The organism is Catellatospora sp. TT07R-123 (assembly GCF_018327705.1).
GTDB lineage: Bacteria > Actinomycetota > Actinomycetes > Mycobacteriales > Micromonosporaceae > Catellatospora.
The window spans coordinates 2589781-2615215 of sequence record NZ_BNEM01000002.1; the positions used below are offsets into that span (position 1 = coordinate 2589781).

Below are 25435 nucleotides of genomic sequence, written 5' to 3' on the forward strand. Positions count from 1 at the left end.
CCGGGCAGCAGTGACGTCGTTGCACCCCTGCGAGCAGGGGTCACTGCGTCAGCTCGTCATCGTCCTGGTCAGCGAGCCATCGCATCGACGTTCGCTGGTTTATTGTCGCTTATGGACTTGCGTCGACGCCGGATCGCGGCCGGGCTCTCCCTCATCCAACTGGCAGAGCTCACCGGGTATGACCGCACCTACATCAGCAAGGTCGAGCGAGGCTTGTCCACCGGGTCCAGCGAGATGCGCCGAAGGTGCCTCGCCGCAGTCGACGAGCACCAGTCACAGCAATACACACCCGTTGTTGTCATCCCCGACGACAACATGCCCAGTCGTGCACCGCTGCCGTTGCCGTACCAGACTTTTGGATCAGAGCTGCAACGCCTCCGCAAGGCGGCGGGCCTGACGCTCCGGCAACTGGCGGTGCGGATTCCCTGCGATCCGGGCTCGCTGTCCAATTACGAGCACGGGCGAAGGATCCCTTCGCGGGACATCGCCCGGCATTGCGATCGCCTGCTCGCGGCGGACGGAGCGCTGGTGGCTCTGCTGGACCCGGTGCCGCACGACGCGGCCCGGGAAGACGAGCAGGCATGGGTGATGGGAGTCGACGTGAGTGGCCGAGGTTGGTTCACCGAGATCGACCGGCGCACGGCTCTTCGCACGAGCGCGGCGCTGGGGGTCTCCCGCTGGTTCGACGGCCCGGTCACGGCCGCGCAGACCGATGTGACCGAGCTGACGAGCCTGTTCTCCACGATCAGGGCCATGTGTCAGCAGGTCAGCCCGGAGCTCGCCCTTCCGGTGCTGGTCAGCAAGACCAACGGGATCCGGCGCATTGCCGAGACCGTAGGCTCGCGTAGGCCGACGGAGCTGCTGACCGTGGCATCGCACTATGCGATCTACACCGGCAAGATGTTCCAGGAAGCGGGCGACTTCGCCGCCGCGGGCCGGTGGACGACGCAGGCCCGCAGTTGGGCACTGCGCTGCGAGAGCCCCGGCCTCATGGCGTATGTCCTGGCACGCCAAGCACTGCTGACCTTCTACGCCGCGGGACCCGCCGAAGAGATCATCGGACTCGCGCGTTCCGCGCAGAGCCTGCCCGGCGTCTCCTCGCGGACGTTGGGGCTCGCCGCGCTGCGCGAGGCGTTGGGGCACGCTCGAGCGGGCGACGAGACGGCCTGCCGACACGCTCTGGAACGTGCCGGACAACTGCTGCGCGTCGCCGCGGGTGAACCGGCCGAGGATCTGGCCGGGCTGGAGGCGTCCACGGTGACCGACCACGTCGCCATCACCACGGCCTACTGCCTCTACCTGCTCGGCCGTCCGAGCCGGGCCGCCTCGATGCTGGAGGTTCAACGGGCCGCGCTGCCCGTGCAGGCCCGCCGCGCGCACCTTTACTTCGGAGCCAGGCAGGCTCTGGCGCACGCCGCCGCGAATGAGATCGACCAGGCGTGCGCGCTGACGTGGCGACTGCTGCCCGCGGTGGCGGACACCGCATCGGCGACAGCGCTGCGCGACCTGCGCGCGCTCGTGCGGGTGCTGAACCGCCACCGCCGGCACGCCGCCGTGTCGCACCTGCTCACCGAGATGAACCACATCCTCACCACCGACGTCCGGAGACCGATGTGAGCATGCCGACGGTTTTCATCAACTCCCGCAACGAGGACGGGGCGTACGCTGCGTCGCTGCTCTACGACGCACTCGTCCAGCGGCTGGACCGCGACCGCGTCTTCAAGTCGAACCGTTCCATTCCGCCAGGCGAGGACTACGCCGCCATGCTGCTGCGTCAGGCGGCCGGTTGCGAGGTGATGCTCTCCGTCATCGGACCGGCCTGGCTGACCGCCGCCACCCCGGACGGCACCCGCAGGCTCGACCAGCCCGACGACTGGGTGTTCCAGGAGATCGCCGCGGCCATCGGCAAGGGGCGGCGGGTGATCCCGCTGCTGCTGACCGGCGCGGCCATGCCGACGGCACAGGACCTGCCGCACGACATCCGGGCCCTGGCGAGCTACCAGTATCGGCGCCTGGACCACCGCAACTATCCCTGGGACATCGCCAGGCTCATCGACGACCTGCAGGAACTTGGGAACGAGCACATCTCCGCGAACGAGTCCGGCCGGAAGGAGCAGCAGGTGACCCAGCGCATCGAGAACATCGCCCACGCCGGCGCACATGTCGGCAACCAGATCGCCAACATCTCCGGCACCGTGTACTTCGGGCCGGCTCCCGCGGCGCCACCGGACCTGACCCCGCTACTCGACTCACTGCGCAGCCACCTGGAGCTGGCATACCGCAGCGGACGTCTGGACGGCGAGGCGCTCCGGGAGGCGACGTGCGAGCTCGACGTCGCCGAAGCCGATGCCGCCACTGCCGACCCCGAGGCACGCGGGCGCTTCGTCCGCGCGATGCGCCGCCTCGAACGGCTGGTCGGCGACATCGGACCATTGGCGGCGCTCGCCGCGACCATCCTGGCCAAGGTCTCGGCATGACCACCCTGGCCAACCCGCCGAGTCCACTCGTACAGAACATCGCACAGGACGACGCACACGTCGATGTTCAGATCGGAGTGCTGCACAACGCCAACTTCTACAGCGTCGGCGGCCGGCCCGACGCGGAGCGCCAATTCCGAGTGGGCGTCAACTTCCTGCGCGCCGGCGTGCCCCGCAAGGCCGAGGAACTCATCAGCGAGGCGGTGATGAACGGCTACGAGTCCATCGAGGCCGCTTATCACTGGATGCTCGCCATCCTCAGTGGGCAGTCGCTGGAGTTCCTCAATGTCACCCACTTCGACAAGCTCCGGTCGGCCCGCAAGATCGCCGACAGTTCACCCCGGAGCCGATGGAGTGAGGCGATCGACATCGTGAGCGGCCTGCTCGACTGCGCGGTCAACCAGGAGATCGGAAAGGACGACCCGGCCGAGATCGACCGGATCGTCGCCGGGCTCGACCGTCTGCCCGCGGAGCGGATGGAGGAGATCACCGGAAACCTGGACATGCTCCTCAGCGGGGCACTGCAGGGCCGCGTCGCGAGGACCGAAGTCGAACACGCGCGCGCGAACCGGTCCCGAGGCGGCCGCCAGGCACGGGTGCCGCTGTTCTTCGAACCTGTTCCTGCTGCCCCTCGCCTCATGTACCGCGAGCCGGCGCCGGTCCCCAGGGCCCGCGTCTTCTGGCTGCTGGTCAGCACACTGGCCTGGATCGGCGTCATGTGGGCCCTGCTGCCCCTGATGTTCCAGGCAGGTGCGATCCTGACCGTCGCCGCTGCGACGGCGTGGATCGCCGGCAGCCTTCTCTACCTGGTCAGCGTGCCGAGATGGCGATCCCTCACGCTCCCGCCCGTCCCGGCGCGGACCGGCGGTCGGCCCGCCGAACTCAAGTGGAAGCCCGAGGTTCCCCCCAACGAGAAGCGATTCCGGTACAGCGTCTCCCGGGCGCTCCTCAAGGCCTTCGGCGAGTACGCCACGGATTCGGCATCGCGCGTCGCATGGCTCGAGGCGACCAAACCGCAGCGGAAGATCATCGCCCGGGAACTGGGCGAGTTCTATTCCGACATCAAGGTCAACGAGATCTACTGGCTGGTCAGGCACCACGCAAGGGTGGTAGCCGCTCGGTGGCGGCACGAGGCCAGCCTGATGCCGCCGAAGCAGCGCCCGAGCGCGAGACTCACCTTGTGCTGCGCCGCGAGCATTGCGCTGCTGATGACTGCCACTGCGCTGGCAGCGGTCGTGAACCTGACCGGTCCCGGTTACGGCATGCTCCTTCAGCTGCTCGGGCTCATCGCGGCGGCATGCTGCGTGCCCGGGACCAACGCGTTGCTGCGGCGCAGGTACGAACGGAGCATGGGGCTAGCGAGGGCTCACCACCGCCTGCAGATCGAGCAGGCGGCCTACGAGTCCTGGCAGGAACGGCTGGAGGCCCGCCCTACCGACATCGAGATGGGAAAGTGGCTGCAGTTCGACCTCCAGCTTCTCAAGGACACGGCGATGGAGCTGTACAGCCTCTCCCACCGGGACGTCATCGCCCACCTGGTGCTCACCGAGCCGGACCCGGGATGCCTGCGAGCCCGGTACGTCTTCGGCCCGGTGCGCTACTCCCGATACATCGTGACGATCTTCCTCTTGACCAAAAGCGGTGTACGCCAGTGGCGCACCACCCTCGACTTCGCCTCCGGCAGGGAGCGCAAACAGGAGCGGCAGTCGTTCCGATACGACGCCATCGCCGTCGCCAGGGTGGCCGAGCTCGGACGCCGGTGGCGGACGACGGATCCAACGCCTGACGAAGTGCCACCCAGCCGGGCGCTGCGGGTGATGCTGGTCGACGGGAACCACGATGCCATCGACATCAGGATCGAAGGCTTCGGCGCCGGCCTGTCCGACGCCCGGGAGCAGGACCCGCAGCAGCTCTACGAGCTCGCGATCGACTCATCGGGCATCAACTCCGCGCTGCGGGTGCTGGAAGCGGTCGCCGCAGACGGCCAGCAGTGGATCCAGCGTGACCATGAACGCCGACGCCTGCACGCCCGCAGATACGCCGACGGCGAGCCGGAGAAGCCTCAAAGTTGAGGTCAGCCTCACGGGAGACTCGATCCCCGTGCCGTGCTGCCAGGCCGTTTCGGGCACCCCACCGGTCACCCCTCACCGGCGACACTGTCGCGTACGCATTGTGGCCGCCCCGGCAAGCGCCAAGGCGGCCACAATCCTGTCCCACCCGGTCAGTCCACCGCCCTGGCGAGCGTCAGCCAGCAGCTCACCTCGTGCTGCGGGAGACCGACGACCTCCATCGTCACCGGCTCGATCGACTCGATCTGCCAGCCGTCGGCGAGCGCGGTGCGGATCTCGGCGCGGCTGATGCGCCGCGGCCCCCACGTGCCGGGCTCGGCGTCGCTGAAGACCAGCATCACGTACCGTCCGCCCGCCGACAGCAGCGACCGCACGGCGGAGACGAACGCCGGGCGGTCGTCGTCGGTGAAGGTGTGGAACACCCCGGAGTCGGTGATCGTGTCGTACGGGCCGCCCAGCTCCGCCCGGGTCGTCGGCGAGAGGATGTCGCCCAGGACGAAGCGGGCCGCGGTGACACCCCGCGCCGCGGCCTTCTGCTGCGCCAGCCGGATCGCCGTCGGCGCGATGTCGACGCCGGTCGCGTCCAGGCCGAGCGACGCGGCCAGCAGCACGTGCTCGCCGGTGCCGCAGCCGACGTCGAGCAACCGGCCGTGCAGGCCACCCGCGGTGGCGAACGCCGCGAGGGCTGGTTGGGGGCGGTCGATGTCCCACGGCGGTGTTGCCTGGTAGGTCGCGTCCCAACCGTCGGCAGGGGTCGGTGGAGTCACAGTCATACCTTCATGGTGCCAGCGCCGCCGCGCTTCACGCGTGGCGCTCAAGTCTCGGCCCTGGCGTATCCCGCTGATCGTCCGACAACTCGACGAGATGACGCATCGCCTGTCGCCGTATGCTCACAATCGTGGAGATCCCATACGCTGCCAGGATCTGCTATCCCGACAGCTTAAGGTGGATTGACCGCCAGACACAGAGGTCGACTCCGACGGCTGGTTGCAGTGAGCTCCGAGATCCCGCTCTATCGACGCGACCCTCAGGCATGGCGCGACCATCTCGCCGAGGGTAACCGGACCCAGCCCCGGAAACGTGTCGGCGCGGACGTCTTGTTCCGCGACGCGACGGGGAAGGTCCTGATCGTCGAGCCGAGCTACAAGCCTTACTGGGATCTTCCAGGTGGCATGGCGAACGCCAATGAACCGCCGCTCGGTGCGGCCATCCGCGAGGTTCGCGAGGAGCTTGGACTGTCCTGGCCTGGCGGCCGCCTACTGGCCGTCGACTGGGTGCCCCCGCATGACCCATGGGATGACAGCCTCATGTTCATCTTCGACGGCGGAATCCTGCCGGTGGAAGTCATCGACTCGATCACTCGTCTGGACGGGGAACTCACTTCCCACAGTTTCGTGGCCCCCAGTTCGGCCGAGCAGATGCTGTCTGAACGACTCGCGCGGCGTATCGCGGCAGCGCTGGACGCGCTCGCTTCAGGCCAGGTCGCCTACCTGCACGACGGGGGGCAGTGACCTCAGTCCTCCTGGTCCGACCGCCCTGCCGAACGCATCATCAGCTCGAACCGGATGGCGATGTACCCGAAGATGACGGCGAACGCTATCGCACCGACTCGGAAGAGCGGGTCGCCCTCCGGCAGCGCCCAGCCGCCGATCGCGCACGCCAGAACGGTCGACACCAGCAGCCAGACGAGCACTCGCCACAGGACCGACATGACAAGGGCCTGCCTGCCGGCCTTCCGGGGTGACCGCATGACCATCATGATGTCGCCTCGACGCAGCCGGCGGGCGATGTCGAGCCCGAGACCCGTACCCCTGCCGACGTCCTTGGTCGTGTAGAACGCCTCGAAGGCATGCGCCAGCACGGCCGGTGGCATACCCGGGCCGTCGTCGCCGATCTCGGCGATCACGCCGTCGCCGTCCCGGCGGGTGACCAGCCGCAGGATGCCCGGTGACCGGCTCGGCCCGATCATGGGGACGAGCGTCCGGCATCAGGGAAACGGGTGCGGGTCGAACGGCACCTCGGGGTGGTCCTGCACGGTCCCCTTCATCACGGCGTCCAGTCGGGGCAGACCCACCAGGCGCTGCTGGGCGTAGCCGAAGCACATCGGCACCATGCCGGGGACGACCGCCTTCACCACCGCGATGCTGGCGTCGACGTGCTCGCGCGTGCGCTGATCGACTACCACGACCTCACGCAGCCCTGCGTCTCGGTAGAGGTCGTGCACGAACCGCAGCGCGCCCGTCACGTCGCCGTCGGCCGCGTCGACCAATACCTCCGGCCAATCCGGGAAGGCTTCTCGGATCGACAGCTCGGGGCCCCCGAGCACCGCCGAGACGCGCGGCAGCATCTCAGGCAGTGCGCCCAGCCTCGCGTGCTGCTCCATTTCCACCAGGCGCCAGGGGTCGGCGTACATGGCGCGCAGCTCGTCCAGGTCCCAGTGGCCGTGCATCGAGACCAGTTGCGCCACCTCACGGAGCGCGCCGTGAACAGCGCCGCGGGGAAGGATGCCGGAGCCGCCGGACGAGAAATGTGCCGGGAAGACACCGTCGCGATTGATCGCCAGCACCCACACTATCGGGAGCCGGATGTCCTGGGTCGCGACCAGGACGTGCACGTCGAATCCGCGCGCCTCGATGAACTCGATCAGTGCCTGGCACCCGTGGTCGACGATGCTCGAGTTGACGATTCGCGGTAGAGGTCTGCGCCCGTGCCAGGACAGGAGGAAGGCGTCGCGTTCGGCCAACTCCAGCAGCGAGTGCAGTGTCGCCTCCTCCAAGCTCGCCCCGGCCGCACAGCCGCTGGCGGATTCGTGGAAGAACCTTCGATGAGTGGCCGGGTCGGCGCCTCGGGCGGCGCGACGATCCCGGCGGAAGGTGTACTCGTACTGGTAGTACGCGATGTCTGCCGGCACGAGGCGGGGCTCACCGGTCGCCAGGTCATGGCCCCACACCCAGTCGGTCGGGCTGGACCTGTCCCACGGCGTCACCGTGCAGGAGGGGTGCGCGAGCTGGGCCGGCGCATAGCGGCCCAGCGTCCAGGGGTCCAGCGCGCGATCGCTGATGTCGTCGAAGGCCACGTCCGTCAGTACCGCGGCGTCGAACGGGAATCCGGCGAAACGCTCGTACGCCTCGATGATCGCCACTGCCTCACTCTCACCGAAGGTGGTCCCATGCCCGTACCCCCGCTTCGGGCAGTCGGGCATCTGGGCGCCGCTCGTGGCGAACGGCCCCTTCGCCTCGCGTACGAGTGCGCCGACCGGGCCGAACCGGCTGTCGACGAGACGACTGCGCAGGACGTTGTTCTTGATCAACGCCGCGGAGGCTCTCCCCCGGCCCGGATCTTCCTCAAGCGCCGGCCGTCCGATGAAACCCAGCGGATCCGGAGCAGCGGCAGCTTCCGCCGGATGACGTGCGCAGATCGAACACTCGGCGCTACGCGCGATCCGGTGCCGGCGCAGGCCGCCCGCACCCACGGCCAGCAGCGTGCCGACGCGCAACGGCTCCAACCGCAACTGCGCAACAGCCGCTGAGAGCAGGTGCGGCAGGAATGGGTGGTTCGTCATCGTGCGCACCCGGGCGTACCTCAGGTCGTTTACGAGGGGGTGCTCCTGGACCGCCCGTTCCCGGAACTCGGCGCAGCCGGCGCAGCCGACCTGATCGATGGCACGCCAGCGCGGCCCGATGAGAACCTCGTCCTGGAGGATGCGGACAGATACCAGCTCATCGGCGGCGCCGTGCGCCCATTGCGAGCGTTCCCAATCAAGGTTCCAGCCACGTGACGCGGCGATCCGAGCCGCGGGCATCACGGCGGACAGCTGCGTCAGCGGTTCAGCCCAGACGTCGTCCGAGGCGGTCAGACCTGGGCCCCAGACGAGCTGCTCGTCCATGAGGGTCATCGGCAGACTCCTTCCGCAGGAACCAGTTGGACCGACCCGGTCCAGAAGGGGAGCTGTCCGAGCACCGGATCAGATCCGCTGGGACGCCCCTCTGCCCTTCTCCCGCTTGCGGCGAGGTAGTCGCATAGCTGCGCCCGCAGTCGGCTGATCCGCTCGGGATCGCCGTAGACCAGCCGGCCGGTGCGGAGTCGAGACATGGTTGCCGCCTGCCCGGCCGCCGACACCTGTCGGCTGGCGAGAACGGTCGCGAGTGCTTCGAAACCCGCGCCTCTCTCGTCTTCCGCCCATGCCGCAGCGAGCATCGCCCCGTCCTCGTCATGGGCCGACACCATAGGCCAGTCGACTCCAGGCAGCGCGCTCACCTTGAGCTGAAGCTCCCCCACCCCCGACACCGCCAGCGCCCGACGGACTCGGCGACCGTCCGCGTCGCACATGGCATCGGTGGAGTCGCCCGTGTATTCGGCTTCATCGGCCAGGAGCCTGAGCACACCGTCCAGGAGCCAGCGCTCCGCGGTCAGGCCGGCCGGTGCCGCCCCCATCAGCCGCACCCCGTCCACTGCGATCACCAACGTGGCGGCCTCCTGGTCCGGACCCCACGACGCCACGTTCTCCCGGGAAGGTCCCTCTCGCAACTCGATCTCCCGGAGTGCGAGCGGCACCTGCGGAAGGGTCTTCTCCCCCGGTCCAGACGCGAACAGACCGGTCCACTCCTTGGACATGTCCACCACGGCGGCGAGGACCTGCGGGACAGCCACCTCGGCGGAGTCGACGGATTCAAGCCGGAGCCGAGCCGACGGCTCGATCACCGCCCGCGGGGTGTAGGCCGGTCGATCCACGGCCGGCTGATGTCCGTGGACGACGGCGAACGTGCCGGTGGCGAGGCCTGCGAGTGCGTCGAAGAGCAGATGCCCGGCGAAGCCGAGCGCGAATGCATCGGCGACCTCGGCATCCGGTGCCGTGCCATCCCGCCGCCAGCGGTCCGCCCGCTTCCAGATCTCGGCCACGGTCGGCAGATCCTTGCGGCTCACCGCCGGACCGGCGACCCGCAGGACGTCGCCGAGCAGGACGGGTACCACCAACGTCTCGGCCGCACCGGGCAGGGTGATGCCGGACAGCTCCTCCGGCCGGGCGACACAGCAGAGAACACCGTCGACGTCCAGGTCGCCGTCGGATTCGCTACAGCTCACCTGGCTGAACCCGATCTCCAGCAGCGTGGCCACGACAGCGGCACCGCTGGCCGGCAGGCCGCGCACGGCCAGCTTCCCCCCACGCAGACGTTCGAACGCCCCGTGCGGCTCGCTGCTCACCGCCTCAAGGAACGCGAGGGCGTGACCTGCCGCTCCGCGCGGAGCTGCCCCGAGGTCTCCAGCGTCCTTCTCGGTCAGCAGCATTCCGTGCTCGCTCAGGCCGTGCAGGATCCGCCGCACCACCGGCTCCACCTTCGGCGTGCCGAACACTGCGACGAGTTCGGGCTCGGTGGCGCCACCCGCGAGCAGCTTCACGCACACGGAGGCGACCTGGTAGAGACCGCTCCAGCCCTTCATTACGAACTGTGACGTCGGACCGCTGAAATAGACACCGTCAGGAATCGGCGCCACATCTACGAACGGACGCAGCGTTAAGGTCACGTGTGTTGCCCCCTACTCGCCACTACGAGATATGCGCCGCTCGCGGCAGCGCAGCGGTGACCCGCCACCGATGCGGCGCCGTGACGCCGACCCCTGACAGGCCGCCGCTCGCGCCTGCCTTCGTGCTGTTCGAACGGTTCAGGTGCTGCGGGCCGCAGGCCTCCGCCAGGCTGGGAACCAGCCCTTCAGAGCGCACTCCGACCCGTCGCTCGACGCAGGCGGCTCGCGCTATTTCTTGGCGAAGTGCTCCATCATCTTGTCCCGGTTGCTTCTCCTCCGGAGATAGTTGAGGGCCTCCGTGCCCGCGCGCACCTCGACCGGGGAGAGATCGGGATGCCAGATGTCGAACAGGAGCACCACGCGCTCACGAGTGTCGTCCGCGATCGCCTCATGCTCGAACGTGTCGTCGAAGACCAGCAGGCCGCCCTCGTCCCACGAGACCCACTCGGTGCCGACGCGGAACCGGGCACCGTCGGCCTTCTTGAGCACGAGGTGCGCGCGCAGGTGGACATTCGTGTATCCCGTGTGCGGGCGGATCGCCGATCCAGGTCGAAGCGTGGAGAAGAACGACATGCCGCAGTCGGCGCCGCCCGGCGTGCCCTCCAGGATCCCCATGGTCTTGGGGAATGACTTGGCCGCCTCCTGCCGGACCCCGCGATGAACCAGCTGGACGGTGTCCCAGCTCCCCTTGGTGAACAGGAAGTCGTCTTTCACCGAGGAGCCGCCGCCTACGAGGTCGCGATTCGCGCGGAACTCGTCCCAAGCACTCTCCCAGGAGGACTGGACCGAGTCCCACCAGGGGATCTCGTCCCTCGACCAGAAGGGCTTGGACTTCAGTCCCCGCACTCCGAAATTCGGGTTCTGACCCGTTTCGGCGATGCCTGCCTCGCCCGCCGCGCTCGCCTCCAGGCCGACGAGGATGCGGGAGATGTCGCTCACATCGACATCGTTGTCCTGCGCCCACCGCTCGACTCGGCTGCGGGCTCCCGAGAAATCTTCCATTTCCAACTCCTCTTAGTCGACGACCCTCATGAGCCGATCCATTCGCTGCCGGTTGATGGCCTCTCGACTGGAGACGAAACCGGTATGGGTCAGCCGCTCGTGCTCGCCCCATGACGCCTCGACCCGCTTGACCGTGTGCGGCGTACCCGCCTGCAGGAACACGATGCGGTTCGGTTTCGGGGCCACCATGGTAGGCATCCCCTTGCTGCCGAGAACGTACTCCTCCACCGAGATAGACCCTGCTTTCGCAGTCAGGCTGACGTGCTCGGCCGGCTCGTCGAGGACTACCAGCTCGCCACCCCAGTCCGGCCGCCATTCCGGGTGGAGGAACAGGACGAACTCGCCTACGCGACCGCCGCCCCAGTCGTTGTGCCAACCCAGGGAACTGCCTTTCGGATACCGCCATACCGCGCTGCTCGCCCGCGCGTCGGACCGCACCATCCACGGCGTTTCGTCACGGGTGAGCTCGGCGAGCACGCTGCCGATATGAGGGACAGCGTCCTCGGAATCGGACGCGTGACTGAAATTGGCGCTTCGCCATGAGCCGTTGTCCGCGCCGCCGATGACCGAGGGGCGGAACTCCATCTCCAGGCTGCGGGCCCAATCACGCGCAGCCGCCAGTGTCGGAGCGTCGAGAAAGTTGTCGACGACGGAGAACCGGCTTCCCTTGTACACCACATCGCCGCTCATATGACTACTCCGTCCTTTTGGGAATGAATCATTCTTGTCCACCCTTCGGCGCGCTCCACGTCATCCGAGAACAGGAAGTCGTCCGGGATCTCCAGCGCGAAGCGGCTGGAGACGAAGACCGCCAGGGAGGTGAGGGCGAGCGAATCGACGCCCAGCTCCCGCAGCGGGCTCGCCGCGAACTGCTCCACCGTCAGCCCGCGAAGGGAGTCCACGTCGCGTGCCAGGACCGCCTGCAGCTCAGTCATGAGATCACGGAATTCCACCTAGATCACCGCCTCTTCTCCGTCGCGTTCGTCGAGCAGCTGGATCAGCGCATCCCAGCGGACCTTCCCCAGATCGGTCGTCGGCAGTTTCGCGATGGTGCGGACCGAGATGGAGTCGTCGATGCTTTTGGCGAGGGAACTTATGAGTGCGAACTGATCCGGCGTCATGGGAGCGCCTTCGATGACGAGCGAGTGCTCCCGGATGCCGCGCTTCGAGTCGAATTCGGCGAATGTCCAGTTCCGCTCGGCTTCGCGAAGCAGGCCGGCCAGATCAGCGAAGTGGCGGTACTGCTCCCGCAGGCGCAGGGACTGCGAGACCCGTCCGACATGCCGGTACCGGCCGTACGACTGCTCGTTGAACAGGTCGGAGAACTCCCACTCGTCGCCTGCGCGAGCTGACGGAACGTCCCCGAGATAGCCGAGGACTCGGTGCGGCATTCGCACGCCGAGCAGCGCCATCTCGCCTCGCCCCGGACTCAGCACCTCGACGCCGCCGACGGGCAGCAGCTCGCCGGACTCGTCACCGCCCAGGACACCGCCCGTTTCGGTGCTCCCGAACCCCGTCACGATCCGGGCCTCCGGCCATAGGCGGTCCCTGCCCGCGACTATCTCCGGCGCGAGACGCCCCGCCCCGCAGAAGACCGCGCCGGGTCGGATGTCGCTCCGTGACCAGTTGCGGATCAACACCAGCAGGGTGCTCGGCGTACCGCCGAGGACGCATGACTCGGTCGCGGCGTCGATGATGCGGCCGGAACGCTCCGGCTCCGCGTGGAGCACCGATCTTCCGTCGAGCATGGCTGCCAGCGTCAAGCCGATACCGAGTGACTGCTCCAGGCGAACGTTGTGCACCAGTGAGTTCGCCGGACTTCCGAGCAGCTCCCGATAGGCCAGCCGCTCCCACCGAAGGGACTCGCTGCCCCGCATCACGATCTTTGCGCGACCGGTCGAGCCGGACGTCTCCTGCAGGAGAGCGCATCCGTCGGGCAGCCCCCACTCGGCGACCGCCCCCTCGATGACATGGCTGCCGCTACCGCCGACCCACTGCCGGCGGTCTCGGGGAGGAACCGGAGCCAGCAGCGGAACAGCCCCGGACGCCCAGCTGAGGAGCACCAGCCCGAGAGCCTTCTCGGACTCCGTCTCACGCACGACGACCACCGCGCCCGGGAGCGTGTCGGCGGCAAGGGTCAGCCCCGCCAGGTCCATCAGCTCCGCTGCGTGACGGCGGTTGTAGGTGGCCCCCGAGGACGCAAGCTCGTCCAAGAGCGAGCTCAAGACGCCACCGCCCTACTCCGGCGAACATCGGCACGGAGCACCGGCACATCCGCTGAAGGAGCGGCCACGAACGCAGTCGACATTACCGTGCAACACCCCATCGGCCAGCGGTGACGATGCCCGTCTCGGTCGCCGCCGCCCTTGCCTCAGGCAATCCGGTGCAAGCATGGGCGACATCCCGATACGGTCTACCAAGCAAATTCAAGATCGTTGACATCAGATGTACAGCGAGCCCCGGCTGCCCATGCCCTCGTTGGCGAGAATGGTCTGCACGTGGTCGGCCATGACGACGAAGCGGTCTTTCCCATAGATCAAGTACTTGTCCTGCGCCGAACCGGTGAAGTTCACCGTCATGACGTTCGCACCGGCTCGAAGGCCTGCCGCCTGGCCGCCCCGCTCGTTCTTCTCGAGAGCGCTCACGGACGGGATCAGGGCGTGCGGGTGCTCGATGCGGGTCAGCGCCAGGAAGTTCAGCGCATCATCGACGCTGCCCGCAGGGGAGACCGAAAGGGGCGTGTTGTCCGCAGGAACGAACGGGCTCACCGAGATCATGTCCGGGTTCATCGAACGCATGAAGACGATCTCGTCGGCGAGCGAGTCGTAGTCCTGGCCAGGAAGACCGGAGATGATGCCGGTCCCCATCTTGAACCCCGCCTCCCGAGCGAGATACCAGTGCTTCATCCGGTCGGACAGCAGCTCTCCCCGATGGAAGTAGTGCAGATCGTCTGAACTGGTCTCATGCTTCAGGATGTACGTCGTCGCCCCCAGCCCGGCGAGCGACTTGTACGTCTCGAAAGAGAGCGACCCCAGGTTCAAGATGATCTCAAGGCGACCACCGAAGGCGTCGATCATCTTCGGGATCGCATCGGCTGCGCGGTCGACCGCTTTGGGCGTCTCGCCGGCCTGGAGCAGCACGACGTCGATTCCCGCGCTGTGGATCGCCTCCGACCGGCGGAGGATCTCATCCGAGGTCATGAAGTACTGGTCGTTGTCCCGGTTATTGCTTCGGCGCATCGGGCAGTATGTGCAGTCGACTCGGCACGGGTTTCCGATCTCGATCACCCCGCGGCGGACGACCTGCCGCCCGAACGACTCGTCACGGATGGCCGCGGCACGCTGGTGGAGGAGTGCTTGCTCCGCACCGCGTGCCGCCAGTCCCGCGAGGATCTCGCTGCGGGTGAGGCGCGTGGCGGTGCGCGTCGTCGACGGTGGTCCTAGCAGTGGCAGCGTCGTCATCTTCATGGCGCCGGGGTTCCTTTCACTTGCGTGTTGATCCAGCGCACTAGACGGTCGGCCAGAGCTCCCTGGGTGTGCAGACCCAGTTCGGTCCAGTTGTGCCCAGCGTTCGGAACAGACCAGTAGTCCACTGTGTGAGAGCTGCGAAGAAGTCCTGTGGCACACTCGCGGGACAGCGCGGGAGGGATCTCGCGGTCGTCGCTTCCGTGGATGAACAGAATTCTGGTGTTCGTCCGCTGGGGCGGGTCGTAGAAGCCGGTGACCTGCTGCAGGATGCTGTAGCAGCCCGCGATGCAGACCAGGGCCGAGAAGGTGTCCGGCTTCGACTCGTGGAGCAGCCGCATCGCCGTTATCGCGCCCATGGAGAACCCGAGCAGAACTCCGCCGGGCACCGCGGACTCCGCGAGTTCATCGATGTTCCAGCAGGGAAACGTGTACCTGCGCTGAGCGAGTCCGGCATAGTGCAGCGCGTCCGACACACTCGGCTTCTTGTCGGCAGTGGGAACATGCCAGGCCACGGAGTCGGTGTTCGTCGCGACATACGCGAATTTGCTCGTGAACGCGTCAGCCGTGTCGCCGGCGCCGTGGAGCGCGAGACCGTGCCTCATGACCCGACCCGGAGGTTCACGATCCCGTGCATCACCGGAACGCGGCTCATGCGCCTTGCTCCCCGGCCTCGGAGGTCGAAGGCCGCGTTGATGTCGAACGCGGGGAGCGCCACCTCGATCTCGTCGATTTCGTCGAGAAGGTGGGCGGGTGGCGTTCCGGGGACCCGCGAGACCGCAGGCCCGGGCAGCCCGTCGGCGCCGAAGGAGGGGTGGGAGACCAGGCAGCGACCATCTCGGACCCAGAGGTCGGCGTCCGTCGGACTCTGCGCCTGCGCAGGGCGAAGACATGCGGCCTGGGGAAGTCGATACCGGTGCAGCGGGGTCGTGGACTGCAACACGCCCAGGAGCCGGGCCATGTTTCCCTCCTGTCCCCGCGTTTCCACCCACACGTGAGCCCGATGGAGACCAGACTGCTCAGCTCGGCCGATGATCGCCTTGGCGAGACGGTAGGTGGGGAATCGCACGTCCTGGTCGAACGCGAAAGCGGCACGCAGATAGACGCACCTGTTCGCCAGCAGAGCCCGGTGAGCGGCGAGCACCCTGTCCTTGTCGACCAGGGCCATCCACAGATACTCGTCGGCGGAGGCCACCTCCTCGACGACCTTCCTCTCGGGCAGCAGCGCCTGGACCGCGTGGGTGAGTTCCATGTCCGCGCGAAGCTGCACCGCCTCCGGCTGGCCCCCGTCGCCGCTGGTCACTGGACCGCCAAGGGCAGCAGCTTGCGCGCGACGGAGTATTGTGCCCGCACGACTCGACGGCTGCGCAGACCACGCTTGGCCGCTGCGGCGTTGAGGATGAACTCCGGCTTCAGGAACTTGGAGTCCAGGTACTTGTAGAGCCACCCGAACATCTCGGGGTCGATGTGAAGGAAGGTGGGTTCCAGGAGCTCTTTGGCAGTCGTCTCCGTCTGCCGGCTCATGGCGGTCTCGGGCAGGACACGGTATCCGATATGCAGCACCAGCTCCTGAGGCTCCAGGTTCTGGTTGATGTACTCAAGTGTGGCCCGAGCGGTGTCCTCGTTCTCATTAGGTCCACCGAGCACGACATTGATCTTCGGCTTGAGACCGAATTCCCGGCACAGTTCCAGGCAGCGGTCGACATGCTGGATGCCGAAGGACTTCCCGATCTCGTTCATCATCCCGGGGTGCAGGCTGTCGGGTGAGATGACGACGTATTCGACGTCGCTCTCCGCGAGCAGCGCGGCGAACTCCCGGTCGAACGGCTTCGGCGTGAAGTAGGCAGACCACCTCAGGCCGGGACAGTCCAGGTCGCTGTTGAGAGCGGCCACGACCTTCTTCGCATACCGGATGTCGGCGTTGAAGATCGCGTCGGTGAAGAAGATCTGCCTGATCCCGGCGTCATGGATGGCCCGCACCTCGGCCAGCAGGGCGGGAATGTCCCGCTCCGCGCCCCAGTCGTCCTTCGTGATGTGCGCGTACGGACAGTAGGTGCAGCCCTGGTAGCAGCTCTTCCTGCGGGTTTCGACACCGATCATCGCGCTGCGCTTGCTGGCGTAGACAGCCATGAGCTCGGGGTCGTAGTCCATGACACGGGTGGAGAACTTCGGGTCGGGGGTTCCCGTGACGACGACGTTGCGCTGTTCAGCAGAGCGAAGCGGATCCTTGCAGAGACGCAGCATGACGCTCTCGCCCGGCCCGACGACTCCCACATTCAGGTTCAGGGCCTCGGTGAACTCCTGGGCGAAGAGGCTGAAGCCGGGGCCGCCGCCGACCCACAGGATCGAGTCGGCCGCAGCTCCCGCTGCTTCGCGCAGGTCGGCAGCGTAATCGCGATAATGCGGGACGTGGCTCTCGCAGGCGAGTTCGATGGGATCGACATTGCGTATGGTCATGCCGACCACGTCCCAGCCCTGGCGAACCCACGAGTGGTCACGCTGGAGCTGCGGTTCACGCTGGAAGTCGACGACACGCACGCTGTGACCGGCCTCGCACAGGACCTGCCGAATTCGCTCAATGCCCAAGGGAAAGATCGGGTCATTTCCCGGCATCGACAGACTGGACAGGTTCACCAACGCGATACGTGCCATGTGTACTCACCTCTAGCTCAGCGACTTCCGGGACCTATCGCAGGCAATCAGCCGCCGCAGATGAACCGAGAGCTGCATCTGCGGCGGCTGAGGGCTTACTAGCAGCAGGAGGGGACAGACATCGCCATCAGGAAGTCCGAGTCGACGCGCTGGAAGAGCGCGTCCGTGACCGTCTCGAACCGCTCCGGGTCAGTCCGGATGTAGGCCTCCAGACCCTCGTGGTCGAGGGTCAGGCCGGCCGCCATCATCGTCTCCTTCGGGTTGTTCGCGAGGGCGGTCGCGAACGCCTCGTCCTCGAGGCGCTCGACCAGCCGGTCAAGCCGCGCAGCCGTCTCGGCCACCAGCTCGGCGTCCGTACGAACCAGTTCCGTGGTTTCTGCCATGTGAACTCCCTGTCGCGTTGGATTCTTTCCGCTGTCAGCCTGACTGCCGGCGGGTCGACTGCGTCATTGCGCAAGCGATTACCGCTCAGAAGAAAGAAGCCGACGCGGTGCAACATGAGGCAATCGCGCGCAAGCAGTGGTGCATGAACTTCCTCTCGGTCCTTGGCGCGAGCCGTAATGATTTTTTACAGGATCACACTGGCGATGGTCAATATATCGATTGCCGAACCATTCGGCTCCACGAATATGTCGGCACACGTAAGGTGTCGCATCACCGGCGACAGCCGGCGGCGGGAACCGGCCCTACGCTGCGAAATCAGCCGCCCGGAAGAGAACGTCTGCACCGCGGCCGCGACGCCGCACGGACGGCCACCGCTTCCTCGGCACGCGGACGCGGCACTCGCGGGCAGGTCACGCGAATCCATTCCCCAGTCGCGGCGACCGCGAGGAGAGCTGCGATGACAGCGAATCGAAACATGGCTGTCATCGGGAAGTCAAAGAGGCGCTGACGCCCTCTTTGAGTTGATGGTCCTCCACGCAGCACAACAATTGCGTGGAGGACCATTCGGCCCCCCGAAGGAAGCCGCGACATGCGACGGGCTAGATGTCCAGAAAGCGAACGTCTTTGGCGTTGCGCTGGATGAACGACCGCCGAGCCTCGACGTCCTCGCCCATCAGAACGCTGAAGAGCTCGTCCGCGGTAGCCGCGTCGTCGAGGGTGATCTGGCGCAGCGTCCGGGTGGCCGGGTCCATCGTGGTCTCCCACAGCTCCGGGTAGTTCATCTCGCCGAGACCCTTGAACCGCTGCACGTCGTCCGGCTTCGCGTTCGCCCGCTTCTCCTGACGCAGGGCGATGAGGCTGTCGCGGTCCCGGTCGGAGTAGGCGTACTGGAAGTCGTCGCCCTTCTTGTTCCACTTGATCTTGTAGAGCGGCGGGGCCGCGAGGTAGACGTGGCCCAGCTCGACCAGCGGCCGCATGAAGCGGAAGAGCAGGGTCAGCAGCAGGGTCTGGATGTGCTGGCCGTCGACGTCCGCGTCGGCCATCAGCACCACCTTGTGGTACCGCAGCCTCTCGATGTCGAACTCGTCGTGGATGCCCGTGCCCATCGCGGTGATCAGCGCCTGGACCTCGTTGTTGCGCAGCACCTTGTCGATGCGCGCCTTCTCGACGTTCAGGATCTTGCCGCGGATCGGGAGGATGGCCTGCACTCGGGGGTCGCGGCCCTGCTTGGCCGAGCCGCCGGCCGAGTCGCCCTCGACGATGAACAGCTCGCACATCTTCGGGTCGGTCGACTGGCAGTCGGCCAGCTTGCCCGGCATCGAGCCCGACTCCAGCAGCGACTTGCGCCGCGCGAGCTTGCGCGCCTGCGACGCCGCGATCCGGGCCCGGGCCGCCTGCGACGCCTTCGTGATGATCACGCGCGCCTCGGCCGGGTTGCGCTCCAGCCAGTCCGACAACCACTCGCTGCAGGCCTTCTGCACGAAGCCCTTCACGTCGGTGTTGCCGAGCTTGGTCTTGGTCTGCCCCTCGAACTGGGGCTCGGTCAGCTTGACCGAGACGATCGCGGCGAGCCCTTCCCGGATGTCCTCGCCGGAGAGCTTGTCGTCGCCCTTGAGGATCTTCTTGTCCGCGCCGTACTTGTTGACGACCGTGGTCAGTGCCGCCCGGAAGCCCTCTTCGTGCGTGCCGCCCTCGTGCGTGTTGATCGTGTTGGCGAAGGTGTAGACCGACTCGCCGTACGACTCGTTCCACTGCATCGCGACCTCGACCGACCGGCCCGTGATCTCCGCGCTGAACTCGATCACCGACTTGTGGATCGGGCTCTTGGTCTGGTTGAGGTGGCGGACGAAGTCCGAGATCCCCTCCGTGTAGCAGAAGGTGACCGACCGATCCTCGACCGGTCGTCCCTCGACCTCGCGCTCATCGCGCAGAGTGATGGTCAGTCCGCGATTCAGGAATGCCATCTCCTGAAGACGGCGGTAGATGGTCTCGAACTTGAAGTCCGTCGTCTCGAAGATCGTCGGGTCGGGCCAGAAGCTGACGGAGCTGCCCGTCTGATCCGTGGGCTCCCCCTTGGCCATCTGGCCTTCCGGCTTCGAGTGGACGAAGCTCTGGCGCCAGAAATGTCCGTCCTTCTGCACCGCGACGTCGACGCGGGTCGACAGGGCGTTCACCACCGATACGCCGACGCCGTGCAGGCCGCCGGACACCGCGTATGCCTTGCCGTCGAACTTCCCGCCCGCGTGCAGCATGGTCAACGCCATCTCCACGCCGGTCATCTTGGTCTGGGGATGGATGTCGACCGGGAATCCACGACCGTTGTCGGTCACCCGGACTCCGTTGTCGGGGAGCAAGGTCACCCCGATGGTGTCGCACACTCCCGCGAGCGCCTCGTCGACCGCGTTGTCCACAACCTCCCAGACCAGGTGGTGGAGGCCGCGTTCGCCGGTGGACCCGATGTACATGCCGGGGCGCTTGCGCACCGCGTCGAGTCCCTCGAGCACCGTGATCGATGAGGCGTTGTAGTCATCCGTGGGCTTTTTAGCCGTGTTCACCGCACATCGCTTTCCCGCCTGCACCTCAGTCGGATGCAGGACGTGCTGACACGCGCACGCGCTCTCAGCCGGCGCTGCGGCAGGACACCGCAAGCCGCAGCGAGTTCGGCGCTACCTGCCGCGACCGCCGAGGACGGCGTGTACGCGATTTACTGACCCGGTACGTTCATAGCAGACTAGCCGGTGTGGCACGGGGTATGGCGCCCGCGGACACGCCTGGCCCCAATTAGGACTTTGTCACCTTTCGGGTGATGCGCCGCCATCGATGTGGCGGCAGCCCGTATGGTCGACGTGGATCTTCCGAGGTTGATCGCCCCAGTGCTGGGTCAGCCGTCAGCCGTTGATCCACTTCTTCACGAACAGGCCAGGACCTCGACACCCTTAGATCACTCGCAGAGACCTGCCGCAAAGGGAAGTGCCTGTATGCAGTCGGTGGCATATTGATGCAGGAGCATGGCGAACCTGGGCTCGACGGTCACTGCCTTCGTACGATCGTTGTCACGCCGGATATTGGCCGGTTGCCGGATCTCGTCTATCGCCGCGGCGAGCAGCCGATAGGTGGCGTCGAGCGCGTTGTTGTGCAGCTGGGTCTGCTGGATGCGCTGGTCACCGGTAACGGGGATCTGGACGAGGGGTAGATGCACACCCGTGAGAAGGTAGATGTCGACGGCGGCTATATGCAGATATTCGGGTTGTTTGATGGGCCGCCGTCTTACCGTCTCATCGAGGACTTCGCAGGCCCAGACGGCGTAGACCGCCGCAGTATCCGCGTAGAGCCGGGTGAGACTGTCGATGTGCGACGCGGTGACGGCGATCAGCGCCTCGGTGGTGCCGAGGGAGGTCTCGCTGTCACTCGCGCGGTCAAGTTCGTACCGGTCGGTGTAGCGGACCAGGTCGAGCACCGCGGCGGCCAGGGCGAGGCTGATGTCATTGCAGGCTGCGCCCATCTCGCGGAGACGTGTCGTGATGTTGCCGGGAAGTCGGTGCCGACCCTCATCAGCCAGCAGGGGGCGCGCTCCCGCGGCAGGATCATCGAAATTGACCATGTTCGTGTGCCGAAAAGGGGGCATGGCCTCGCTCGTCATCGATGCCTTCTCCGATGGACGCTTGATGTGTAAGTCTTGCTGCGATTATTACCGCAGCCCTGCCGATGCAAGCCAGGCGCAGGGATCCGCTGCGTTCGCACGCCGCAGCTCGGGGCGCACCGCCGCCTGCCCCAGTGACCCGCCCCGGTCGCCGGACGATCACACATAACTCCAGGTCAATCAACGAATCCGTGTACCGACACCAGGCTGGACCACCGAACTCAGGGTGGGCCGCAACGAGGTAGGAGCGTAGCCACCCCCGCGCCGTCAGACGAGGCGGCCACACGACCTATCGCATCGAGAGAACCGCCCACCGGGGTGTTCGCCGCGCCCACGCGGCACGGGTGCGGGCCGATCGAGTCGCCGCGGCCTGTCCGGTGTCGTGAGTCGAGACTTTATGACCCTGCCTCCGGCTCCGTGGGCACGCCGAGGAGCATCGCGCCGACCATGCCCTCCACGAGCGGGTCGCGGCCGCTCACGCGCTCGAACGCGTAGTTCGACATGCCGCCGAGGCCGCGGACGCCGAGACCGGTGGCGTACGCGTTGAGGTAGAGCGTCTGGTACATGACGCCCACATGCCTGAGGACCAGGGCGTACGCCATTGTCTCGTACTTCCACATCAGCCGGCCGAAGCGTGCTGCGAGCACGATGCCCACCGGCGGCGGGGTAAAGATCTTCCCGACGTCGCCGATGTCTTGCGCAAGGGTGGCGCAGCGGGCGGGGTCGGCACTGATCAGTTCGAGCGCATGCTGGTCGGCCACGTATCGCCAGAGCCCCGGCTCGATGCCCTCGCACTCGGTGACGATCAGGTAGGTCTCCAGCTCGTGGATGGACCCACCGGAGGGGCACGGCCGGTCGACGACCTCCAGCCCTCTGTCGTAGAACGAGCGGCGTACGCGACAGCTGCGGTAGAGCAGTTCGCCGACCTGCGCGATCGACGGCGGCGTGAGGTGCCGAGCGGATCTGCGGCGTTCGACCACCTCGACCAGTGGGGGGTCCGTGCGCTCGCGACTCGCGAGATCCGGAACGTCGAGGGGGAAGAGCCGCCCGGTGACCGGTGTCGCGTACGGCGGCGAATCCCCGGTGAACGGGTAGGTGCCGCCATACCGGTCAGAGCCGCGCCACTCCGTCGTGCGCTGATAGAACCACAGCTCCCACGGCGTCCAGCCGCCCGCCTCGAGTTCCGTTGCCGGATCGACCCAGAGCCCGGCTGCCAGCAGCAGCTGGCGTACGCCGACGCCCGGCCAGTCCGTTCTCGCGGCGAGGCCACCGCCGACGATGTCGGGTAGGAGCTGAGGATCGACCTCGACCCGCCTCGGGTCGCGGCCGCTGGCCAATGCCGCGGTCCCGCCGTGGCCGGTCATCACCGCGAACTTCGACAACCGCAGATGGGGTCCATCCTGGATCGTGGCGTCCGAGGCGGGCACCGTGCCCTCTCCGGTCAGCCGGGCGACCACCCGCCCCTCGGAGAGCACGACGCGGTCCAGCAGTCCCGCCCCCTGGAGCCGTGCGATGGTCTGGTAGGCGGCGGCCACCGCGGCCAGGCCCATCCGGCCGGCAACCTCGCGCACTACGGACGAGGGTGGTCTTGCCTCGGCGAGTGCTTCGCACAGGGCGGTCGCGAGCTGGGGATCGGCGCTCGGGAGGACCGTCGACCAGGTCGGACCGGTGATCGCGAGTCCGTCGGTCACGGGTTCGAATGTGATGCCACGGCGTACCGTCACCGCGATCCGGTCGGGAGCCATTGTGGTCGTCATCGTCCGTCCTATGAGAAAACGAGAGCCAGCTCGGTTCCGGCCACGGTACTTGCGGATCGCACGAAACGCCAGGAACGTAAACATCACACTGAAGCCATCTCATCCTGACCTCCATCGATGGCCAGCGGCAGCCTCCGCGTCCTATCCGATACGTCTTAGGCCGGTCGCAATCGCCGTTCGGCACGCTGGTGTGAGCATCACGGACCTCGGCCGGTTCCTGAATGGCGCAACATCACGAACATGATGATCATAAATGTATGTGTACGTCTGCCAGGAGCTGAGGCGTGGCCGAGACGGTCGTGGGCCCGGGTGCTCATCAGCCGATCTTCCTTCTCGACATCGACGGATCACATTGATACGCTCGGCCTCATGCACGAAATGTCGGCGCTGAGCGGGGGCGCAGCCGTCCTTCTGAGAGGTCTTCCAACCGATCAGAGCTACTTGCGGTGGAGCCTCCCGTCGTGCGGCCCCGTCTAGAGACGGCCGCCAAGAAGCCTTTACGCGAACTCAACCTTCATGTCGCGTGTAGCCAGCGCATGCGATGACGAGACAGGCTGGGTTCCGTCTATCACGGAGTCGACGATTCCTTCCCGCATAGTCGCCTCACGGAACGTCCCTCCGGCAAGCGGGGTCGCTCCTCGTGAGCAGGACATCGATGCTTCGGTTCGCATTCGCTCTGACCATCCGGAGAAAATAGAAAATGACTGGATACTCCTCCGACGACAACCTCACCTGCGACCCGCGAGAGTGCACGACCGATCTGTATGACCTGTTCGCCAGGCTGCCCCGCCGTGAGCACCCGACCTACGCGATGGAGCAGCAGTTCTTCGGCGTGGCACCCGGCACTCCAAGCGTCGAATACGGTGCGGGAGACGGCCGGCTGACCCGGTGGGTACAACCGACGTACGCGGTGGAGCTGTCGACGGCCACCATCGAGTCGATCGAGCACCTGGCGTTGACGACGAAGTTCATCGCGGCAGACATGTGTCATGTCGAACTTCCGGAAAAGGTGTCCGTGTCGGTCGTCGGCGGAGAGACCCTGAGCAACTTCTCCGCGCGCTCGCTTGAAGAATTCTTCCGGAACGCGGCTCGGAATTCCCTGCCCGACGGCGAGCTGCGGTTCGATCTCCTGGCGAGCGACTACTTCCAGGGGGTCCGTGCCCGCAGAGGGGAACGATGGCACGATCTGTCGACGATTCGGGGCTTTCCCTGCTGGGAACAGTACAGATTCGACGACCGGCAGGTGGTGCACGCGTTCCTCCTGCTCGCCGACGGTGAGGTCCATCAGGCGCACCTCCACGAGTTCACGCACAGCGAGGCCTTCCTCGGGTCCGCGCTGCACGACGCCGGGTGGGTCGATGTCGAGTTCACTCTCCACGACGTCGAGGGCCAACCGCCGCTGCTCTTCGTCCGTGCCAGGGGCGTTGCGTGAGGTGAGCCCGCTTACCGACGAAGTCGGTTCCTCAGGTTCCGGGCCGCGCAGTCACGGTCCCAGCTCGACCAGCGCTTCGGGCTCCTCGTGCTACCGGTGGCGGCGGTCGAGACCTTGAACGCCGGGGTCAGCGAGGTCGGCTACCTCAGCGCCTCGCTGATCACAAGGCGAGCTCGACGAGGCGGGCGCTCGGCTGCTGAGGTCGCGACCACAGCCCGCTCCCTTGGCTCACAGCTGATCGTCCGACAACTGGAGGAGATGGCGCATCGGCTGTCGCCGTACCGCTCGCAATCGTGAGATCGCCCAGCATGTTGACCGGATCCGCGCGGACCTGCTCTCCAGACAGCCAGCGGCGCGTTGACCACCAGACGCACGAGGTCGACGCCGAAGGCTGGTTGCAGTGAAGCCACACGATCCAAAACCCAACCAGGTCCAACGTCGTCCACGCCGATGCTGTTGATCTAGCGGCCGTGCGGCGCTTCAAGCCAGCGTGGTGGGCCTGGAGCGCCGCACGAACCCGTAATGCGATCAGGGAGTTTACGCATCGGGGGTGCGGCGGGAGCGCGGTGTCACCGCGTCTTGTTCCGCGAGGTGGCTGTCCATGGTGGTGTTCAGGTCGGCCATGAACGCTTCGACCTGTTCCAGGAACCGGGGCGGGTAGTGCGACATCGCGGCGTCGAGACGGTGGGCGAGCGGGCCGAAGAACTCGTCCGCCCGTTCCTGGATGTGACCGCCGCTGCGCAGCGTGACGATACGCCGGTCGGAGTGCTCGCGGGCCCTCATGATGTGCCCCGCCGCTTCGAGGCGGTTGAGCAGCGCGGTGGTGGCGCCCGTGGACAGGGAGATCCGCTCGCTCAGCCGCGCCGGCGACAGGGGGGCGCCGCGCTCCTCGGCGGCGGCGATCTCCAGGACCGCGGTCGCGTCGGTGGAGTGCAGGCCCAGCCAGGCGGCGAAGCGCCGGCTGAGCTCGGCGTAGTGGCCGCCGTAGCTCCTCAGCGACTCCATCAGCCGCTCCCGCTGCCCCGCGACACCGCC

22 protein-coding genes are annotated in these 25435 nt (G+C 66.9%); 5 read left to right on the plus strand and 17 right to left on the minus strand.

Features of this window, described 5'->3' with window-relative positions:
- Positions 1 to 111 precede the first annotated feature (111 nt).
- Genes Cs7R123_RS31340 through Cs7R123_RS31350 form a run of 3 tightly spaced genes read left to right on the plus strand, consistent with a single transcriptional unit; the run spans position 112 to position 4549 of the window.
- Positions 112 to 1617, plus strand: a complete 1506-nt coding sequence (locus tag Cs7R123_RS31340; RefSeq protein ID WP_212831846.1) for a helix-turn-helix transcriptional regulator — start codon at positions 112 to 114, stop codon at positions 1615 to 1617.
- A 2-nt stretch (positions 1618 to 1619) separates the two neighbouring features.
- Positions 1620 to 2477: a TIR domain-containing protein gene (locus Cs7R123_RS31345; RefSeq protein WP_212831847.1), complete on the plus strand. Its 858-nt coding sequence runs from the start codon at positions 1620 to 1622 to the stop codon at positions 2475 to 2477.
- Positions 2474 to 4549 (plus strand): hypothetical protein, encoded by a 2076-nt coding sequence (locus Cs7R123_RS31350; RefSeq protein ID WP_212831849.1) that lies wholly within the window; start codon positions 2474 to 2476, stop codon positions 4547 to 4549. The genes Cs7R123_RS31345 and Cs7R123_RS31350 overlap by 4 nt, the downstream gene beginning before the upstream one ends.
- Positions 4550 to 4698: 149 nt before the next feature.
- Here Cs7R123_RS31350 and Cs7R123_RS31355 read toward each other — a convergent pair whose 3' ends face one another.
- Complete coding sequence (locus Cs7R123_RS31355) at positions 4699 to 5319, minus strand: cyclopropane-fatty-acyl-phospholipid synthase family protein (RefSeq protein WP_212831851.1); 621 nt, start codon at positions 5317 to 5319, stop codon at positions 4699 to 4701.
- Between the two features lie 219 nt (positions 5320 to 5538).
- Here Cs7R123_RS31355 and Cs7R123_RS31360 point away from each other — a divergent pair, with 219 nt between their 5' ends.
- Positions 5539 to 6057 (plus strand): NUDIX hydrolase, encoded by a 519-nt coding sequence (locus Cs7R123_RS31360; protein ID WP_212831853.1) that lies wholly within the window; start codon positions 5539 to 5541, stop codon positions 6055 to 6057.
- A 2-nt stretch (positions 6058 to 6059) separates the two neighbouring features.
- On the opposite strand, the gene Cs7R123_RS31365 is transcribed toward Cs7R123_RS31360, so the two are convergent.
- The 15 genes from Cs7R123_RS31365 to Cs7R123_RS31435 all read right to left on the minus strand — a co-directional run bounded on the left by Cs7R123_RS31365 (position 6060) and on the right by Cs7R123_RS31435 (position 22968).
- Positions 6060 to 6515 (minus strand): ATP-binding protein, encoded by a 456-nt coding sequence (locus tag Cs7R123_RS31365; RefSeq protein WP_212831855.1) that lies wholly within the window; start codon positions 6513 to 6515, stop codon positions 6060 to 6062.
- Between the two features lie 18 nt (positions 6516 to 6533).
- Positions 6534 to 8441 carry a TOMM precursor leader peptide-binding protein gene (locus Cs7R123_RS31370; RefSeq protein WP_212831859.1) on the minus strand — a complete coding sequence of 636 codons (1908 nt, stop codon included), beginning with the start codon at positions 8439 to 8441 and terminating at the stop codon, positions 6534 to 6536.
- Positions 8438 to 10069, minus strand: a complete 1632-nt coding sequence (locus tag Cs7R123_RS31375; protein ID WP_212831861.1) for a hypothetical protein — start codon at positions 10067 to 10069, stop codon at positions 8438 to 8440. Before Cs7R123_RS31375 ends, Cs7R123_RS31370 begins: the two co-directional genes overlap by 4 nt.
- A gap of 228 nt (positions 10070 to 10297) precedes the next feature.
- Positions 10298 to 11071, minus strand: coding sequence for an aspartyl/asparaginyl beta-hydroxylase domain-containing protein (locus tag Cs7R123_RS31380; protein WP_212831863.1), 774 nt, complete (start codon positions 11069 to 11071; stop codon positions 10298 to 10300).
- Positions 11072 to 11083: 12 nt separating this feature from the next.
- Complete coding sequence (locus Cs7R123_RS31385; protein ID WP_212831865.1) at positions 11084 to 11761, minus strand: 2OG-Fe(II) oxygenase; 678 nt, start codon at positions 11759 to 11761, stop codon at positions 11084 to 11086.
- Positions 11758 to 12006, minus strand: coding sequence for an acyl carrier protein (locus Cs7R123_RS31390; protein WP_212831867.1), 249 nt, complete (start codon positions 12004 to 12006; stop codon positions 11758 to 11760). Before Cs7R123_RS31390 ends, Cs7R123_RS31385 begins: the two co-directional genes overlap by 4 nt.
- An 18-nt stretch (positions 12007 to 12024) precedes the next feature.
- Complete coding sequence (locus Cs7R123_RS31395) at positions 12025 to 13296, minus strand: AMP-binding protein (protein ID WP_212831870.1); 1272 nt, start codon at positions 13294 to 13296, stop codon at positions 12025 to 12027.
- Positions 13297 to 13512: 216 nt separating this feature from the next.
- On the minus strand, positions 13513 to 14538 hold the full coding sequence (locus tag Cs7R123_RS31400) for a radical SAM protein (RefSeq protein ID WP_212831873.1): 1026 nt from the start codon (positions 14536 to 14538) through the stop codon (positions 13513 to 13515).
- A complete protein-coding gene (locus tag Cs7R123_RS31405) occupies positions 14535 to 15140 on the minus strand; it encodes a S9 family peptidase (RefSeq protein ID WP_212831876.1) in 606 nt (201 codons plus the stop codon). The genes Cs7R123_RS31400 and Cs7R123_RS31405 overlap by 4 nt, the downstream gene beginning before the upstream one ends.
- Positions 15137 to 15838 carry a hypothetical protein gene (locus Cs7R123_RS31410; protein WP_212831878.1) on the minus strand — a complete coding sequence of 234 codons (702 nt, stop codon included), beginning with the start codon at positions 15836 to 15838 and terminating at the stop codon, positions 15137 to 15139. Before Cs7R123_RS31410 ends, Cs7R123_RS31405 begins: the two co-directional genes overlap by 4 nt.
- Positions 15835 to 17187, minus strand: coding sequence for a radical SAM protein (locus Cs7R123_RS31415; protein ID WP_212831887.1), 1353 nt, complete (start codon positions 17185 to 17187; stop codon positions 15835 to 15837). The genes Cs7R123_RS31410 and Cs7R123_RS31415 overlap by 4 nt, the downstream gene beginning before the upstream one ends.
- A gap of 98 nt (positions 17188 to 17285) precedes the next feature.
- A complete protein-coding gene (locus Cs7R123_RS31420) occupies positions 17286 to 17570 on the minus strand; it encodes a hypothetical protein (RefSeq protein ID WP_212831889.1) in 285 nt (94 codons plus the stop codon).
- 600 nt (positions 17571 to 18170) lie between these two features.
- Positions 18171 to 20126: a DNA topoisomerase (ATP-hydrolyzing) subunit B gene (gene gyrB / locus Cs7R123_RS31425; protein ID WP_244872258.1), complete on the minus strand. Its 1956-nt coding sequence runs from the start codon at positions 20124 to 20126 to the stop codon at positions 18171 to 18173.
- Between the two features lie 386 nt (positions 20127 to 20512).
- The gene (locus Cs7R123_RS31430; protein ID WP_212831891.1) at positions 20513 to 21211 is read right to left on the minus strand and encodes a hypothetical protein; all 699 of its coding nucleotides are present in this window, start codon (positions 21209 to 21211) and stop codon (positions 20513 to 20515) included.
- A gap of 395 nt (positions 21212 to 21606) precedes the next feature.
- Positions 21607 to 22968: a SagB family peptide dehydrogenase gene (locus Cs7R123_RS31435; protein WP_212831893.1), complete on the minus strand. Its 1362-nt coding sequence runs from the start codon at positions 22966 to 22968 to the stop codon at positions 21607 to 21609.
- A 700-nt stretch (positions 22969 to 23668) separates the two neighbouring features.
- On the opposite strand from Cs7R123_RS31435, the gene Cs7R123_RS31440 reads away from it, so the two are divergent.
- Positions 23669 to 24400 (plus strand): hypothetical protein, encoded by a 732-nt coding sequence (locus Cs7R123_RS31440; protein ID WP_212831895.1) that lies wholly within the window; start codon positions 23669 to 23671, stop codon positions 24398 to 24400.
- 537 nt (positions 24401 to 24937) lie between these two features.
- Here Cs7R123_RS31440 and Cs7R123_RS31445 read toward each other — a convergent pair.
- On the minus strand, positions 24938 to 25405 hold the full coding sequence (locus Cs7R123_RS31445) for a MarR family winged helix-turn-helix transcriptional regulator (RefSeq protein WP_212831897.1): 468 nt from the start codon (positions 25403 to 25405) through the stop codon (positions 24938 to 24940).
- Positions 25406 to 25435 lie beyond the last annotated feature (30 nt).